This window comes from Achromobacter sp. 413638 (assembly GCF_043119405.1).
Classification (GTDB): Bacteria; Pseudomonadota; Gammaproteobacteria; order Burkholderiales; family Burkholderiaceae_B; genus Achromobacter.
On the sequence record NZ_JBICCO010000024.1, the window covers coordinates 1 to 16,477 of the forward strand.

A 16,477-nucleotide genomic window follows, 5' to 3' on the forward strand; every position below is an offset into this window, starting at 1 on the left:
TTTTTTCGCAGTGCTATTACAACGGGCATAGGCCTGTTGCTGAGCCTGTGTCGGAGGGACGAAATGCTCACTGTCGCCAGGCAGAAGGCGATGCTCCTGGGCTAAGTTCACAGTTGCCGCACTAGCAGTAACTCCGATTTATGAGTATCGAAAACTATACCCGTTTCGGGTATAGTTTGGGGATAGTGATGACGCGTACTTTCAAACGCAGGGATTTTGCGCGCTGGCAGGCACGCGAGAAATTGGCCGACGCTGCGTTGTGCAAGGCGGTTCAGGAGATGGAGAGCGGCTTGGTCGATGCGAATCTGGGCGGTGGCCTCTACAAGCACCGGGTCGCCCGCTGCGGCGCAGGCAAGCGCGGCGGCTATCGAACCCTGCTGTCGGCCCGGATCGGCAAGCGCCACATATTCCTGCACGGGTTTCCCAAGCGCGACAAGGCGAACATCACAAGGGAAGAAACGCAGGCGTTGCAATTGGCGGGCAAGGTGTTCCTGGAGCTGTCCGCCGATGCGCTTGCGACTGCCCTGAGCCTGGGCGTGCTACTGGAGGTACCTTGTGAGCAAGATCATTGAATCCCTGCGTGGCGACCTGGCTGCGCTGCACGAAGCGGGCGCGATCAGCAAGGTGACGATGCGTCAGTTCGACGCGATCTGTCCAGCGCCGGTGCGGGAATTCGAGGCGGCCGACATCAAGCGCCTGCGCGACTCCCTGAAGTTCAGCCAGCCAGTGTTCGCGCTGCATTTGCACACCACCGCTTCGACAGTGCGCAAGTGGGAGCAGGGCGAAACCCGCCCTGCCGGCCCCGCGCTCAAGCTGCTCAATGTCATCGCGGACAAGGGGCTGCAGGCTATTCTCTGATGGCCTGCGGTGCCGCGTGGCCGCAGGCCGATGGCTTGCGACTGTTAACGAAGCGTATCGACGTTGGCAAGGCTGGGGCCGCATCGGCCCCAGCACCGGCCAGGTTCAAGCCGGCCGCAACGCGCTTTCCCGCTTCAGCTCCGCCAGCTGCCGGATGAATACCGGGATGCAGATGGCCAGACCGATCAGCCCGCTCATCAGGCCGGGGATGATGGTCAGCAGCGCGCCCACCGTGCACAGCCAGCGTTCCCAGCTTTTCATGCCGACCAGCATGTAGCGCGAGAAGGCTGCCGACAGCAGCACCAGGCCGACCATGCAGCCGACCAGGGTCACGAAGAAGTCGTACCAGGTGAAGCCCTGCACCGAGATCAGCAGCGACGGCGAGAACACGAACACGAAAGGCACGATCAGCTTGGTGATGCCCAGCCTGAAGGCCGTATTGCCGGTCTTGAACGGATCGCTGCCCGCCATGCCCGCCGCCGCATAGGCCGCCAGCGCCACCGGCGGCGTGATGTCCGCCAGGATGCCGAAATAGAACACGAAGAAGTGCGCCGCGATGGGCTGCACGCCCAGCTGCACCAGCGTGGGCGCGGCCACCGCCACCATGATCAGGTAGTTGGCCGTGGTGGGAATGCCGCAGCCCATCAGGATGCAGACCAGACCGGTCATGATCAGCGCCGCGATCAGCGTCAGCGTCTGCATGTTGGCGATCGCTTCCGGGATGAAGGCCGAGGCCCCGCCCGCCAGCGATTGCGCCGCCGAGATCACGATGTACGAGATCTTGAAGCCCACGCCCGTCAGCGTGACCACGCCGATCACGATGCCCACCGTGCCCGCCGCCGCGCCCACCGCCAGCGCGTACTTGGCGCCGGTCTCGAAGGCCTCGTACAGGTCGCGCAGGCGCAGGCGCTGGAACGGATTGAGCAGGCCCACGATGATGCAGCCCGTGATGCCGGCGAAGGCCGCCAGGTACGGCGTGCGGCCGCTGGCCAGCACGCCGATTAGCAGGATCAGCGGGATCAGCGTCGGCCAGCGCTTCTTGAACGACTCGCGCAGCTTGGGCATTTCCTCGTTCGTCAGCCCGCGCAACCCTTCGCGCTTGGCCTCGAAGTGGACCTGCATGAACATGCCGAAGAAGTACAGGAAGGCCGGGAAGATGCCGGCGATGGCGATCTGCTGGTATGGGATGCCCAGGAACTCGATCATCAGGAATGCGGCCGCGCCCATGATGGGCGGCGTGATCTGCCCGCCCGTGCTGCTGGCGGCCTCGACGCCGGCGGCGAAGTGCCTCGGATAGCCGATGCGGATCATGGCCGGGATGGTCAGCGAGCCCACCGTGACCGCGTTGGCCACCGACGAGCCCGACAGCATGCCGAACATGGCCGAGCCGAACACCGACACCTTGGCCGGGCCGCCCGCGTAGCGGCCGGCGATGGTCGAGGCCACGTCCAGGAACAGCTGGCCCAGGCCGATGCGCGTGGCCAGCACGCCGAACAGCACGAAGTGGAACACGTAGGTCGCCACCACGCCCACCGCCACGCCGTACACGCCCTGGCTGGTCAGGTACATGTGGTTGACGATCTGCGGCCAGGTATTGCCCGCGTGCTTGAGCAGGCCTGGGAAGTACGGCCCGAACATGGCATAGGCCATGAACACCAGCGCGATGATGGGCAGCGGCCAGCCCATGGCGCGGCGCGTGGCTTCCAGCAGGCCCACCAGCAGGATCGAGCCCATCAGCACGTCCACCGGCAAGGGATTGCCCACGCGGAACGCCAGGTCCTCGAAGATGTAGGGGATGTACAGCACCGACAGCGCCAGCGCGATCGCCATGGCCCAGTCGTACAGCGGCACGCCGCCGGGGGCGAACCAGGTGGACTTGGGCTGGCGCTGGTAGTGCGACTTCGAGAAGCCGAACACCAGGAAGATCAGGCTCAGCACGAAGGCCAGGTGCACGCCGCGATGCGTCGCCTCGCGCAACAGTCCGAAGCCGGCGGTGTAGTAATGAAAGAGGGATAGCGCCACCAGCAGCCCGGAGACGATCCAGGTGGCGGTCTTGTCCAGCGGCCGGAAGCGGATTTCCGAATCGTACTTTTCCGCCAGCTGCTGGGTCTTATCGTGGTCTATTTCCATAGCCGTATTTCTCTGGGTGATTCCACAAACAGGGCCGCTCGCGGCGGCCCTGCCCATGCGACGCATACCGCGCCGGACATGCCCGCGTGGCTGGCATGTGTGCTTGCTGATGTGTACCTACTGGCTTGCCACTTGGTCTGCTGCTTCGGATCCTGCATTGGCGCGCCAAGCTCCGGGCCCTATGCGGGCAGCCAATCGATTGAGCCTCGCGGCATACCCGACGCAAGCCTCCGGCGCTCCCCGATCGCACCGCAGCGGATCCGGCTCCGCCGGTCCGCCAGCGGGCCCCCTTGAGGGGGAGGCGCCACAGGCGCCTCGGGGGTGGCCTATTTCAGCAGGCCGATTTCCTTGTAGAACTTCTCGGCGCCCGGATGGAACGGAATGCCCGCGCCCTTGATCGCGTTGTCGCGCGTGATCAGCTTGCCCTTGGCGTGGCCGTTGTCCAGCGTCTTGCGGGTGGCGTCGCTGTACAGCGCCTTGGTCACTTCATAGACCACGGCCTCCGGCACCTTGGCCGAGCTCACCAGCTGCGCGTTGACGGAAATGGTCTTGACCTCGCCCACGTTCTGGTAGGTGTTGGCGGCGATGGTGTCGGGCGTGAAGAATTCCTGCTTGGCGCGCAGCGCGTCGATCTCGGGGCCGACCAGCGACACGATCTCGATGCCCGCGCCGCTGGAGGCCAGCTCGGCGATGGCGCCGGCCGGCGCGCCGCCGACGAAGAAGAACGCGTCCAGGCCGCCGTCCTTGAGCTTGTCGCCGGCCTGGTTGGGCTTCAGGTACTCGGCCTTGATGTCCTTGTCGGTCATGCCGTAGGCGCCCAGGATCAGGCGCACGTCGACCAGCGTGCCCGAGCCGGGCTCGTCCATCGACACGCGCTTGCCCTTCAGGTCGGCCACGCTCTTGATGCCCGAGCCCTTGCGCGCCACCAGGTGGATGCTTTCCGGATACAGGGTGGCTATCAGGCGCAGATCCTGGGCCTTGGGCTTGCCGTCGAAGGTGCCGGTGCCGCTATAGGCCCAGAACGCCACGTCCGACTGCGTGAAACCGGCCTCGAACGAGCCGCCCAGGATGCCGTTGATGTTGGCCACCGAGCCATTGGACGCGACCGCCGTGGCGATCAGCTTGCCCGGCTGCGACACCGCGTTGGCGATGATGCCGCCTACCGGGTAGTAGGTGCCGGCGGTGCCGCCGGTGCCGATACGGAAGAACTGTTGCGCCTGCGCGGCGCCGGCGACGCCGACGGCGGCCGCGGCGAGGGTCAGGGTGGTGATCCACTTCTTGAGTTTCATGCGAGCTTCTCCGGTTCTGTGTGTGCTCTGAGTCGGTATTCCTTGCCGCGGCCACGCCGCCGGCAAGGACGATGCCTGCATGCCGCGCTGCGCCTTGGGGCGGAGCCCGAGGGCGGCATGTCGGCACAGGGCCCTTGCGTCATCTCCGTCGCGCGGGCCGTCCGTTCCCCTTGATATCTTTCCGCCGCGCGCCATGGCCCGAAGCGGAAAAGCCCCTTTTGTCAGGCCTGATGAACAGGCAAGCGCGGGGGCGTTTGTTGTGATGAAATTCTGTCATGCTGTCCCCGCCCCGCCAATGGCCGCGGGGCTATGGTTTACCTGGGGGTAGGCTCGCGGTTTGGTTATGGACAGGCGCGCTTTGGTTATGACGAGCCGCGTGTTCGTGCCTGTATCGCCGGCATGCCGCCCTGCCGCTTTTCCCCACGCATCGCCCGCAGTCGTCAGCCGCCTGATTGTTGAATGTTCGAACGAAAAAACGGAGCCATCCCGATGTCCCAGGAAGTCATACGCGGCATAGCGCTGCCTCCCGCCGCCCAGCCCGGCGATCCGCTGGCGCGCGTCGACACGCCCAGCCTGGCGCTGGACCTGGCGGCCTTCGAAGCCAACCTGCGCGTCATGCAGGCCTGGGCCGACCGCCACGGCGTGGCGCTGCGGCCCCACGCCAAGGCCCACAAGTGTCCCCAGGTCGCGCTGCGCCAGCTGGCGCTGGGCGCACGCGGCATCTGCTGTCAGAAGGTCAGCGAGGCCCTGCCCTTTGTCGCCGCCGGCGTGCGCGACATCCACATCAGCAACGAGGTGGTGGGCCCGGCCAAGCTGGCGCTGCTGGCCCAGCTGGCGCGCGCCGCGCGCATCAGCGTCTGCGTCGACAACGCCGCCAACCTGGCGCAGATCTCGCGGACCATGGCCGGCGCCGGCGTCGAGGTCGATGTGCTGGTCGAGATCGACGTGGGCCAGGGCCGCTGCGGCGCGTCCGACGAGGCCACCGTGCTGGCCCTGGCGCAGCAGGCGCGCGACCTGCCGGGCGTCAACTTCGCCGGCCTGCAGGCCTATCACGGCTCGGTCCAGCACGCCCGCGGCCGCGAGGAACGCGCCCGCATCTGCCGCGACGCCGCGCGCATCGCCGCGTCCTATGCCCAGCTGCTGCGCGAAAGCGGCATCGCCTGCGACACCATCACCGGCGGCGGCACCGGCAGCGTCGAGTTCGATGCCGCCAGCGGCGTCTACACCGAGCTGCAGGCCGGTTCCTACGCCTTCATGGACGGCGACTACGGCGCCAACGAATGGGGCGGACCGCTGACGTTCCAGCACAGTCTGTTCCTGCTGTCCACCGTGATGAGCACGCCCGCGCCCGATCGCGCCGTGCTCGACGCCGGCCTGAAGTCCGCCTCCGCCGAATGCGGCCCGCCCGCCGTTTACGGCGAGCCCGGCCTGACCTGCACCGCCATCAACGACGAGCACAGCGTGGTGCGCGTCGAGCCCGGCGCCGCAGCGCCGGAGCTGGGCGCGGTGCTGCGGCTGGTGCCGGCGCACGTCGATCCGACCTTCAACCTGCATGACGGGCTGGTGGTGTTCCGGGACGGCGTGGTGGAGGATATCTGGGAGATTTCGGCGCGCGGGTATTCGCGCTGAGGGCGCGGCCCGCGCGCCTGCCCGCGATGCCTGTCACCAGGCATGGGAAAGATTGAGCATGCCGCCATAGCCGCGCTCGCCTCCGCCGAACTGTCCGATGAGCTGGGCCGACACTTGCGTGCGCCGGGTCACTTGGGCGTCCATGCCCAGCTTGAGTTCGAGCGCGTTGCGTGACGCGGCGGTGGCCAGTGTGTTGTCGTCCATCCGGACGGACGGCGCCGCGTCGCGGCGCAGCCAGTTGGCCTCGACAAAGGGGCGGATCGCGCCAGGATTCTTGTCGGCCGCGAGCCCGGGGTACAGGCGCACGCCGCCGCGCAGCAGCGTCGCGCGGTTGCGGCCGCTGCGCATGCGGGTGTCCTGCAATGTGGCGTCGTTGGCGCGGTAGCGGGCGTGGATGATCTGGGCGTGTGGCTCGATCACCAGGTTGGCCAGCGCGCTGTCAGGCGCGAACGGCTTGACCGCGTAGCCGCCTTCCAGCGACGCGGACCAGACGCGCGATGCATAGCGGGCGGTACCCAGGTCGCTGCCGACCCGGTTGTCATAACGGCCGAACTGGATCCAGGCATCCGCATAGGCGCCCAGCCGGCTGGCTTCGTCGGCATGGTAGGTGCCATACAGGCCGCCGGCGTAGCCGGACGTCCTGCCGCGCGCCCGGGCGCGGACCGCGCCGTCGGGACGGATCAACGTGGACACGGAGTCGGCGCGGGCTTCGCCGTAGCCGGCCATCAGGCCGACGCGGACCGCGCCGTCATGGCCCGCCTGCGCGTGCAGCAGGTCGCCGCCTATCTGCATCACGTAGCTGTCGCTGTCGATGGAAACCCGGCCTTCGGCCATGCGCAGACCGTGATCGCGGCGACCGACCGCGCGGGTCCAGAGCATGCGTCGATGGTCCGACGCGTTCGCGTCGACCGGCACCGGCTGGCGATCGTGCAGGCTGTGCGAGAACAGCGTCATGCCGGCCCGTTGGTTGGCGGCATACGCGCCGCTTTCGGGAGACACGTTCCTGTCGCCGGCCTCGGGCGGATCCGTATGCGTGGGGGGCTGGACCGGCGGTTGCACGGGGGGCTGGACCGGCGGTTGAACGGGAGGCTGTACAGGCGGCTGCGGCGTGGCCTGCGAAGTCAGATACCAGTCGGACTCGACGCCGCCGCTGCCGCCGCGCACCAGGCTGTAGTCGTATCCGCCGGCGGCCAGCGTGCCGGTGCCGGCGCGATAGCCCGTGGACCCTGTGTCCAGATGAAAGGCGTCGGCGGCGGTGCGCGCGCCGTTGATGGCCTGCACCACGCGTATGCCCTGCTGGGTCTGTGCGCCCGCGCCGCCTGTATTGAGGATAAGCAGGCCCGTGTCGCCGGTGGCCGCGCCGCCGTCGATCACGAGGCGGTCGGTGAGCGAATCATCGCCGCCCAACACGGTGCGCAGCAAGACCGTGCCTGCCTGGCCGGCGTAGTCGCCGATGATGGTCAGGCGGTTGCCCGCCGTGCCGCGCCCGCCCGCCAGGTCAATCAGGCCGCCCTGGTTCAGCACCGTGCCGCGCAGGGTGAGCGCGTTGACGGGCGCGGCCGCATCGGCCAGCGCCAGCGTGGCGCCGGATGACAGCGTCACGGCGCTCAGGCTCGAGTCCCGCGTCATGCGCCAGACGCTGTCGCCGCCGGCGATGGCCAGGTTCAGCACGCCGTTGTCGGTAATGGTCGTGGCGCCCGTGTAGCGGCTGGCATTGCCCATGCGCAGGTCGATCACGCCGGAGCGGGTGGCGAGCATGTCGCCCGTCACACGGTAGACCTTGTCGATGACGGGCAAGCCCGTCGCGCTGTCATATGAGCGAATGGCGGCGACCGTTCCCTGCGAGTCCTGCCCCGAGGCGGCGCTGTAGCTGTCCGCGTAGAACGCATACGCGCCCGCGCCGGAAGTACGGACCGACACGTTTCCCGTCAGCTCGACGCTGCCTGCGTAGTCCTGTCCGCCGATGTCGGCGAGCCCGTTGTAGTAAAGACCCGGCAGCCGCCGCGCGGCGATGCCGTGCGCGGCCGCGCCCGAGGTTTCGATGTCCAGGTTGCCCGCCTGGATGAAGCCGCGTCCCGCCGCGTAGACGGCGTTCGCCTGGTTTCCGGTGGTGGCGATCTGGTGGACATCGTTCGCGCCGCCCAGCAGCCGCACTTCGGCGGCGCCCATCGACTTGCACTGGAATAGCCCGGCGCCGCAGCCGGCGTCCACGCCCGCGTACACCGCGTGGCCGCCATTGAAGGAACCGTCGCCTTGCGTGCGGATTTCCGAACTGCCGTTGAACGTGATGATGTGCGCGCCGTCCCCATAGCCGGGCGCGGCGGACGAGGCGCGGGCGCCCATGCCCTGGGCCACGTTGATGGTCGCCTTCTTGTTCACCGTGACGCGTCCCGCGGAATTGTCCCGGCCCAGGTTGATGCCGTCCGCGCTCAGGCCCGTGGTGGTGACCGTCAGATTGTCGAAGCTGACCGTCGGGCCCCAGTTCATGAGCCGGATGCCGTCCGCGCTGCTGCCGGACGTGGTGACCGCGAGATCGTTGAATTGGACCTGACCCGAGTACTGCGCGTAGCCGTGGCGGTTGGCGGCCGTGGTTTCCAGCGAGACGGATGCATAGTCCTGCATGCCCTTGCCGCCATGGTCCGCCGGGTTGTAGGTTCCGTCAGGCGCGCAGGACAGCGCATTTCCCGCAACGCTGCAATCGTCCGCCCACGCCGCGCTGGCGGCCAGCAAATAAAAGACGGGGAGCAGCAGGTGTTTGCCGGGCTTCATGAGGATTCTCCTGGTTGCGAAATGGGCGGCGCTCCACAAGCTTCGCGTTGCTCACCTGGCTTGAGTCTCGCGATTGCGGCGCCACGAGGAAATCAGCCCGGTCCGATACCTTGCAATGCCTGACAATCAGGAGGTCATGCGGATGCCGCCGAGCGGGCGGGAACGCGAAATGCGCGAGCGGACAGCGCGCGGTTGAAACGAGAGGCCGGGATGGGGGCGGGCGGGTGGCCGCTGGCGCGACCATGGCTTGCCGCAACCCGCGAGTTACGGTTCGCCCGGAAGGAGCGGACTTGAGGGCAGTGGCGCCATGAGTGGGTGCGGCGTCTCTGTGTCGAGCGAGAAAATCCGTGGTCCTGCCGGCATTCGGGTATTCATTGCTGCATTCTTGCGATGCGGGCCGGACTTGTGAGTAGGAATTTTCTTAAAGTGGTCGGGCGCAGGCGCGCCATGGCGGGAAGCCGGTAGGCGTGGCGCGCGGGGCGTGTCGTGATGTGCGCGCCTGCGCGGATTCGCGGGGGATGCCCGGCGACAGGCGCGGCCGCCGAAAAAAACGCCGGCGCGCACAAGGCGCGCCGGCGGCAAGGCCAGGTTGCTACGGGGCGATCAGCGTGCCTGCTGTTGGATCTTCTCCCCGCCACGTTCGATGTCTTTGCCGGCACCTTCGACCGTGTTGCAGCCCGCCGTCATGCCGGCCACGGCCATGACCAGCACGATCCAGATCCGTTGCGCCATTGCGGTTCTCCTTGTTGCGTTCATGTGCCGATGCCTTACTTGCCGTAGCGCGTCTTGGCTTCGGCCAGGCAGGCGTCCTTGGCATCGCCGGACATGGCTGTGCACTTCTTCTTGGCCACGTCGTAGTCCGCGTCCTGGCGCGCCTTGGCCGCGTCGTGGTTGGCCTCGGCCTTCTGCTTGCCGGCCTTGGCCTGCGCCTCGGCCACGTCCTTGTCGGCGCGCGCCTGTTTCAGGCAAAGATCCTTGGAGTCGCCGCTGCGGGCGTCGCATTGCTTCTTGGCGGCGTCGTAGCGCGCGTCGATTTGGTCCTGGGACATGGCGGTGCCTTGCGCATGGACCGGCGCCAGCGCGGCGCCCAGCGCCAGGGCCAGGCCCAGGGCGGCGTTTCGGTAGTGCTTCATGATCGGTGAACTCCTGTCAGTGCGAAGAACGAGAACGGGCTGGCGCGCGTCCTTCCTACTTCTTGTCCAGCGCGTCGCGGACCTTGTCCTTGGCCTCGCCGACATTGCGCTGCACCTTGCCGACGGCCTTCTCGGCCTTGCCTTCGATTTCCGTCTGGCGGTTGCCGGTCAGCTTGCCGGCCGTTTCCTTGATCGCGCCCTTCACTTCCTTGGCGGCGCCTTTGATGCGGTCGTTGTCCATGGGGTTGCTCCTTGGGTTCCAGTTGCGGGGAAATCGCGCGCCGGGCGGCTTGCAGGCCGTGGCCGCGGACGAACCCAATATAGGAATGGCGGCGCGCGCGCGTAAGAAACGCACGCACCAGATCGACTGGTACTTTTCTACTTGTTTGATGGATGGCGCCCGAGCAGCCTGCCCGCGCCGCGCCTACTTCCCCGCGCGCTTGCGCGGCGGTTTCTCGTAGCCCACGATGCCGCGCTGGCGCGCCCAGATGATGGCGGCGCTGCGCCGGTGCACGTCCAGCTTGCCGTACAGCGCCGCCACATGATTGCGCACCGTGTTGCGCGACAGGTGCAGCGTGGCCGCGATCTCGGCGTCGGTGTGGCCGTCGCAGATCAGGCCCAGGATCTCGCGCTCGCGCCGCGTCAGGTCGGCCAGCTCGCCCTGCGACTGCGGCGCGCCGGGCGCGCGGATCTGCGCCAGCTTCTCGATCACGGTGCGGCTGAACCAGGAGGTGTCCTGCATCACCGTCTCGATGGCCTCCATCAGCTCCAGTTCGTTGCGCTTGCGCTCGGTGATGTCCTGGATCGCGCCCAGCACGCAGGGCAGGTCCTGGATCTTCACCGGCGCGGCCGACAGCAGGCAGTCCAGCAGCGCGCCCTCGCGCGTGCGCAGCGCCATTTCCAGGCTGCGCACGCTGGCGCCCTGCTCCAGCGAGGCCATGGCGCGGTCGTAGGCGCGCGGATCGGTCCACAGCCGCGCCAGCGCGTCCTCGTCGCGCGACAGCGTCGCGGCGTCGTAGCCGGTGGTGGCGACGAAGGCGTCGTTGACCTCCAGCAGCTCGCCTTCCGCCGTGCTAAGCGTCATCGGCACCGGCGCCAGCCGGAACGCCGTGGCGAAGCGCTGTTCGCTGTGGCGCAGCGCCGTCTCGGCCTTGCGGCGCGGCTCCAGGTCGTTGAAGGTGAACAGCATGCAGGGCTGCTCGGCCACCTCGATGGGCTGGCCCGCCACCACCACCAGCTTGCTGCCGCCCTGCACCGCGATGCAGGACTCCGTCTGCGGAATCGTGCGGCCTTCGGCCAGCCGTTGCAGCGCATCCTCGCGCTGCGGCGTGTCGCCCAGCACGTCGAGTTCGCGCACGGTCTTGTCCAGCACGTCCTGGCGTGCGTAACCCGTCATTTCCAGGAAGCCCTGGTTGACCTTCACATGGCGCAGGTCCGCCAGCGAGCAGATCACCGCCGGCGCGGGATTGGCGTTGAAGGTGCGCTCGAATCGTTCTTCCGCGCTGTAGCGCTCGGTCACGTCCAGCACCACCAGCACCATGCCTTCCACCGCGCCCTGCGCATCGTTCAGCACCAGGTTGCGCACCTGGTGCATGCGGCGGAAATCCGGATCGCGCCGGCTGCACACTTCCACCACCATGTCCTTGAAGGCCTCGCCCGCCAGCGCCCGATCCATCGGGTACTGCGCCGCGTCCAGCTTGCGGTTGTTGCGGTAGCGCAGCGTGTACGCCTTGCGATAGCCGGCCGCCGTGCCGCCCAGCCCCGCCAGGTCCGCCGCGCCGTGCATGGCCAGCGCCGTGTCGTTGGCCCAGGCGATATGCCGGTTGTTGTCCAGCAGGATGATGCCCTCGATCAGGCCGTCGATGATCTCCAGCAGATGGCGGCGTTCCGTCGTGAACGCCGTGGCGGTCTTCTTCATCCTGTCTCCCTGATGCGCGAGGCGGGCCGCGCGGCGCGGCCCGGAGGTAGGAAGAAAGTACTAGATAAATTCGTCCCGCGAGCTCTGTGCGCGGTTACGAGCTGCTTCTATCGTGGTCCTGCGCTCGTTATGCGTGCCCCTCATCTGTATCGCCTTGCGCGAATTTTCAGGAGACCACCATGAACACGACTCATCCGCCCGGCGACGCGCCGGCCAAGCAAGCCCCCGGTCAGCAGCAGCAGCCAGGCAAACCCGGGCAGGACGACAATCAACCGGGCCGCGTGCCGCCGGAAGTGCCCGGCAAGCCTAACCAACCGGGGCAGCCCGGCGAGCCTGGCCAGCCGGGGCAACCGGGAGATCCCCGGCAACCGCACAACCCGGACCAGCCCCGCCGGCCTGGCGATCCGGGCAGGCCCGATGTGAACGCCCTGCACTGAGCATGGCGAGGCCATAAAGCAACGGGCCGTCCCGCAACGCGGCGACAGCCCGTTTGCAAGACGATGCCAGCGTTCAGTCGACCTGCGCGCCCGACTGCTTCACCGCCTCGCCCCACTTCTTCACTTCGCCGCTGATGAAGCTGCCGGTCGCCTCGGGCGTCATCGGCATCGGCTCGGCGCCGCGGTCGCGGAAGAACTTCTGCATCTCGGGCGTGCCCAGCACGCGGCCGATCTGCTGGCTCAGATAGTTCGTCACCTCCGGCGGCGTGCCGCGAGGCGCCAGCACCGCCGCCCAGCCGATCGCCTCGAAACCCGGATAGCCGGACTCGGCCACCGTCGGCACGTCGGGCAGCTGCGGCAGCCGCTTGGCCGTCGTCACCGCCAGCGCCACCGCCTTCTTGTTCTGCACATGCGGCAGGCCGGCGGTCACCGAGTCCACCATCAGCGGCACCTGGTGCCCCAGGAAATCCGCCTGCGCCGGGCCGCTGCCCTTGTACGGGATGTGGCGGATGTCGATCTGGGCCGCCGCCTTGAACATCTCGGCCGACAGGTGCTGCGTGCCGCCGATGCCCGCGCTGGCATAGGCCAGGTCGCCCGGCTTGGCGCGCGCCTGCTCCACCAGCTGCTTGAGCGAGTGGATGCCCGAGGCCGGCGTGGCCAGGAACATCAGCGGCACCGAGAACACGCCCGACACCGGCGCGAAATCGTCCGGCAGCTTGTAGTTCACGGTCTTGTACAGCGTCTGGTTCACCGCCGCCGCGCTGCCCGCGATCACAAGCGTGTAGCCGTCGGGCGCCGAGCGCGCTGCCTGCTCCATGCCGATATTGCTGCCGGCTCCGGCCCTGTTTTCAACCACCACCGGCTGCTTCACCGCCGAGCCCAGCTTTTCGGCCAGCGCGCGGGCGAAGATGTCGGTCGCCTGCCCCGGTGGGAACGGCACGATCAGGCGCAGGGGACGGTCGGGATACTCGGCATGCGCCGGGGCGCCGGCGGCCGCCAGCGCCAGGCCAGCCGCGAGGCTGGAAAGAATACGTTTCATGATTGGTCAGTAAAAAGCGATGAAGGTCTGCGCGCGGGGTAGCGCCTGTTGCATAAAATAGAGCGCCCGCGTCGCCGGCCTTTTTGAGGCGGCCTGGGGCGGATCGGCAGGGGGTGCGTCACGATAGCATCCCCCCGCCGGTGCTAAATTCGCGATTTAGCGTTTCCCCGTCTTTCAACCCTGTACCCTCATTCCGCAGGAACCGCCATGGAATTCAGCCAGTTCAACGTCAACGCCCTCATGGAGATCACCGCCCGCCCGGACCTCGTGTTCGTGCGAGGCCAGGGATCCTGGCTGGAGGATCACGCGGGCAAGCGATACCTGGACTTCGTCCAGGGCTGGGCCGTCAACACCCTGGGCCACAGCGCCCCGGAAATGCAGAAGGCCCTGCTGGACCAGTCCAAGCTGCTGATGAACCCGTCGCCGGCGTTCTACAACCTGCCGTCCATCGAGCTGGCCTCCCGCCTGACCAGCGCGTCGGTCTTCGACCGCGTCTTCTTCGCCAACAGCGGCGGCGAAGCCAACGAAGGCGCCATCAAGCTGGCGCGCAAGTGGGGCCAGGTCAACAAGAAGGGCGCCTACAAGATCATCACCATGAACCACGGCTTCCATGGCCGCACGCTGGCGACCATGTCCGCGTCGGGCAAGCCGGGCTGGGACAAGATGTTCGCCCCGCAGGTCGAAGGCTTCCCCAAGGCCGAGATCAACGACCTGGAATCGGTGCGCAAGTTGATCGACGACCAGACCGTCGCCATCATGCTGGAGCCGGTGCAGGGCGAGGCCGGCGTCATCCCCGCCACCAAGGAATTCATGCAGGGCCTGCGCAAGCTGGCCGACGAGCACAAGCTGCTCTTCATCGTCGACGAAGTGCAGACCGGCATGGGCCGCACCGGCACGATGTTCGCCTACCAGCAATCGGACGTGGTGCCGGACATCATGACGCTGGCCAAGGGCATCGGCGGTGGCGTGCCGCTGGCCGCCCTGCTGGCGCGCCAGGAAGTGTGCGTGTTCTCGCACGGCGACCAGGGCGGCACGTATAACGGCAACCCGCTGATGGCGGCTGTTGGCGTCGCGGTGTTCGATGCGCTGGCCGCGCCGGGCTTCATGGAATCGGTCAATGCGCGTGCCAAGCAGCTGTCGGAAGGCCTGCTGGCGCTGTCGGCGAAGTACGGCATGCAGGGTGAGCGCGGCATGGGTCTGCTGCGCGCGCTGGTGATGGATCGCGATGATGGTCCGGCGATTGTCGAGGCGGCGCGCAAGTTGTCGCCGAATGGCTTGCTGCTGAATGCGCCGCGTGGGAATCTGCTGCGCTTCATGCCGGCGTTGAATGTGACGGCTGAGGAGATTGATACGATGCTGGCGCAGCTGGATGGGTTGATTGCGCAGGTGCGTAAGTAAGGCGCTGCTGCGTTGATTCCTGAGTAGTATGGACAAGGGCCGCGATGAATTCGCGGCCCTTGTTTTTGGGTGACTGGATTCTGTTCCTGAACGCGGCTGCATGTCGGACGTGAACCGAATGAATGGGTGAGAGAAACCGGCAAAAAAAGCGGCAGAATTTTTGTGGAATTCGTGAGTCAATCTATTGAAAGTTCTTGAGTTTCAATGGCTTGAAAAGGAAATGCCTGGCGAAAAAAAAGGCGGCAAATTTCCATGCACTGTCCGGCGCTTTGTCGTCAACTGCTATGGCATGACAGGAAGGTAGTGAACAACAAGGCTGGCCTTTTCCGGCTGCGCGGTATGACGAAAATGAACGTTACTGCGGTCGCCCCGCCTCGATCCATTCCTGCACCTGCTCCATCGCCAATCGATACCGCGCGCAGTTGTACAGATCCAGCACCCGCAACTCTTCCGCCAACATCGGACGAAACACGCGCGCATCGTCTTCAGGCAAGGCCAGCGCCGCCACTGCCGCATCGGCGGTCTGCCGTGCACGCACTACCCGGCTGATCGCTTCATTCAGTTTCTCTCGAAACCGCAGCCGAACGGGATCCGGCACGCCCGCCGCATCGAGCTGGACGGTGTATTTACGAATTGAGCGCCGATAAGACCAGGTGAACAGATCCACCGCGAGCGCGACATCGCCGCGCTCGTAGACGCCCATCATGGCGTAGGCGTAGTCCTGCGCCTCCACGTCCAGGAAGGACAGCGGCGCGCAGTTGTAGAGCATCAGCGGAATGTTGGCCGACAAGCGGCTGGTGCGCTTGTTGCCGTCCTCGAAGGGTTGCAGGTAAGCAAGGTTCACCCAGAGAAAGAACGCCGCTTCCACGGGATTCTTGATCAGCCGCGCTTTTTCCACGATGTGATCGAGCATTTCCTGCAGCAGCGCAGGCGCCTGGATAGGGATGTAGGTCGTGTCGCGGATGTTGACCACGGTACGGCGGACATGACCCAGACCGTCGGTGTGAGCCAACAGATGCTCCATCAGGAGCGTGTGCAGATTGCCAATGACAGCAGAGGTCAGGCCGTGCAGGGGCACGGCATCGACCATGAACTCGATGGCGGCCTTGTGATTGAGCAGCATGATCGCGTCCAGGTCATTGTCTGCCGTGCCGCGCTTGAAGAGCTCTTGCGTGGCCAACAGCGAATACCGGTTGCCTTCCAACCGTGAGGATGACCAGGATAGGTCAAGCAACAGCGGTTCCAGCACGCGGCGCGCATACGTGCCGGCAGGTTGCTGGCCCTGCATGCGCCCTTCGTCGGCCAAGGCCTGAGCCAGAGCGGGCGGCAACAGGGAACTCTGGTTCGGAACGTAATCGTCCACGAAGCTGCGCTGATAGCCTACCGGCGTGCGCGATGCCAGCGGTTGCCGGAGATGGGCCAGCAATGCCAATCCCTGCTCTGACCAGATTATCCTGTTGGCAATGGGCGCCGGTTCAGCCAGCCGAGTCGCATTGTCGGGCGTCGGAAACGTCCAGATAGCCGCCGGGTCCGCGATCTTGTAGCGCGTGGCTCGGCCGCGCCCTTCGCGTATCACCATGCCGGCTTTGAGCAGGACGTCCAGTTGACGTTTCACGGTGGACCAGCTGGTGTCGATGTTGTCGGCCAGTTCGCTGGAACTCAGCCACGGACGCGCTTCCCATTGGCGGGCGCGGAGTATCTGGAGTATGTCTTCGCGAACGGTCATGATGTGATCAAGCCAAGTCGAATCAGCTCAATTTAGCAGTAATCAGCTCAAGAAAAAGCCATTTCTGAGCTTTAATGAGCTGAATTGGTCTGATTTTGAGCTGCTCCTTGACCCGATCCTTCACGGAGGCGAGTCTCTCTGCTTTCGCCTC

General features: G+C 66.5%; 14 protein-coding genes. 5 read left to right on the forward strand and 9 right to left on the reverse strand.

Annotated features, from left to right (window positions below; translation table 11 throughout):
- Positions 1–188: 188 nt before the first annotated feature.
- Together ACEU5R_RS12005 and ACEU5R_RS12010 are read left to right on the forward strand one after the other, a co-directional pair.
- The gene (locus tag ACEU5R_RS12005; protein WP_392410336.1) at positions 189–572 is read left to right on the forward strand and encodes a type II toxin-antitoxin system RelE/ParE family toxin; all 384 of its coding nucleotides are present in this window, start codon (positions 189–191) and stop codon (positions 570–572) included.
- The gene (locus ACEU5R_RS12010; RefSeq protein ID WP_103271885.1) at positions 556–858 is read left to right on the forward strand and encodes a DNA-binding transcriptional regulator; all 303 of its coding nucleotides are present in this window, start codon (positions 556–558) and stop codon (positions 856–858) included. The genes ACEU5R_RS12005 and ACEU5R_RS12010 overlap by 17 nt, the downstream gene beginning before the upstream one ends.
- A gap of 105 nt (positions 859–963) precedes the next feature.
- On the opposite strand, the gene ACEU5R_RS12015 is transcribed toward ACEU5R_RS12010, so the two are convergent.
- Both ACEU5R_RS12015 and ACEU5R_RS12020 read right to left on the reverse strand, forming a co-directional pair.
- Positions 964–2,988: a TRAP transporter permease gene (locus tag ACEU5R_RS12015; RefSeq protein WP_392410338.1), complete on the reverse strand. Its 2,025-nt coding sequence runs from the start codon at positions 2,986–2,988 to the stop codon at positions 964–966.
- Positions 2,989–3,314: 326 nt separating this feature from the next.
- Positions 3,315–4,277, reverse strand: a complete 963-nt coding sequence (locus tag ACEU5R_RS12020) for a TAXI family TRAP transporter solute-binding subunit (protein WP_392410339.1) — start codon at positions 4,275–4,277, stop codon at positions 3,315–3,317.
- A 489-nt stretch (positions 4,278–4,766) separates the two neighbouring features.
- Here ACEU5R_RS12020 and ACEU5R_RS12025 point away from each other — a divergent pair, with 489 nt between their 5' ends.
- Complete coding sequence (locus tag ACEU5R_RS12025; protein ID WP_392410341.1) at positions 4,767–5,906, forward strand: DSD1 family PLP-dependent enzyme; 1,140 nt, start codon at positions 4,767–4,769, stop codon at positions 5,904–5,906.
- Between the two features lie 33 nt (positions 5,907–5,939).
- On the opposite strand, the gene ACEU5R_RS12030 is transcribed toward ACEU5R_RS12025, so the two are convergent.
- The 5 genes from ACEU5R_RS12030 to ACEU5R_RS12050 form a co-directional block, all read right to left on the reverse strand.
- Positions 5,940–8,675 carry an autotransporter outer membrane beta-barrel domain-containing protein gene (locus ACEU5R_RS12030; protein WP_392410343.1) on the reverse strand — a complete coding sequence of 912 codons (2,736 nt, stop codon included), beginning with the start codon at positions 8,673–8,675 and terminating at the stop codon, positions 5,940–5,942.
- A gap of 603 nt (positions 8,676–9,278) precedes the next feature.
- Positions 9,279–9,377, reverse strand: coding sequence for an entericidin A/B family lipoprotein (locus ACEU5R_RS12035; protein ID WP_369869779.1), 99 nt, complete (start codon positions 9,375–9,377; stop codon positions 9,279–9,281).
- A gap of 65 nt (positions 9,378–9,442) precedes the next feature.
- Positions 9,443–9,808: a hypothetical protein gene (locus tag ACEU5R_RS12040; protein WP_392410345.1), complete on the reverse strand. Its 366-nt coding sequence runs from the start codon at positions 9,806–9,808 to the stop codon at positions 9,443–9,445.
- Positions 9,809–9,863: 55 nt separating this feature from the next.
- Entirely contained in the window at positions 9,864–10,049 is a 186-nt protein-coding gene (locus tag ACEU5R_RS12045; protein ID WP_103271892.1) for a CsbD family protein, read from the reverse strand.
- Between the two features lie 183 nt (positions 10,050–10,232).
- Complete coding sequence (locus ACEU5R_RS12050) at positions 10,233–11,726, reverse strand: PAS domain S-box protein (RefSeq protein ID WP_392410349.1); 1,494 nt, start codon at positions 11,724–11,726, stop codon at positions 10,233–10,235.
- Positions 11,727–11,905: 179 nt separating this feature from the next.
- Here ACEU5R_RS12050 and ACEU5R_RS12055 point away from each other — a divergent pair, with 179 nt between their 5' ends.
- Positions 11,906–12,163 (forward strand): hypothetical protein, encoded by a 258-nt coding sequence (locus ACEU5R_RS12055; RefSeq protein WP_158658318.1) that lies wholly within the window; start codon positions 11,906–11,908, stop codon positions 12,161–12,163.
- 73 nt (positions 12,164–12,236) lie between these two features.
- Here the strand turns inward: ACEU5R_RS12055 and ACEU5R_RS12060 are convergent, their stop codons facing one another.
- The gene (locus ACEU5R_RS12060) at positions 12,237–13,202 is read right to left on the reverse strand and encodes a Bug family tripartite tricarboxylate transporter substrate binding protein (RefSeq protein ID WP_392410351.1); all 966 of its coding nucleotides are present in this window, start codon (positions 13,200–13,202) and stop codon (positions 12,237–12,239) included.
- Between the two features lie 207 nt (positions 13,203–13,409).
- Here ACEU5R_RS12060 and ACEU5R_RS12065 point away from each other — a divergent pair, with 207 nt between their 5' ends.
- Complete coding sequence (locus ACEU5R_RS12065) at positions 13,410–14,600, forward strand: acetylornithine transaminase (protein ID WP_103271896.1); 1,191 nt, start codon at positions 13,410–13,412, stop codon at positions 14,598–14,600.
- A 355-nt stretch (positions 14,601–14,955) separates the two neighbouring features.
- On the opposite strand, the gene ACEU5R_RS12070 is transcribed toward ACEU5R_RS12065, so the two are convergent.
- Positions 14,956–16,326: a Fic family protein gene (locus ACEU5R_RS12070; RefSeq protein WP_392410354.1), complete on the reverse strand. Its 1,371-nt coding sequence runs from the start codon at positions 16,324–16,326 to the stop codon at positions 14,956–14,958.
- Positions 16,327–16,477 lie beyond the last annotated feature (151 nt).